Source organism: Streptomyces sp. 7R007 (genome assembly GCF_054850255.1).
On sequence record NZ_JBTWMV010000218.1, the window covers coordinates 1 to 207 of the forward strand.

The 207-nt window shown below is 69.6% G+C and carries 1 protein-coding gene; it reads right to left on the reverse strand.

The genetic code is table 11. From position 1 onward, the window contains the following. A partial coding sequence (locus ACYF6T_RS44870; protein WP_461703745.1) for a hypothetical protein occupies window positions 1-207 on the reverse strand: 207 nt, incomplete at both ends.

The window sequence follows — 207 nt, forward strand, 5'->3', positions numbered from 1 at the left end:
AGTCACCGGTGAGTTCGTTGACCTGACCGGGTCCGACCTGTGCGGTGGGCGCGGTTCCGGCGTCGCGGTCGAGGGTGACCTCGACGGTCTGCGAGTAGCCGGTGGTGGTGCCGTCGGTGAACGCGGCCCGCAGGTCCAGGACACCGTCCTCGGACAGGGAACCCACCGTGTTCCAGACCAGCTTGGTGGCGGTGCCGGAGGTGACGG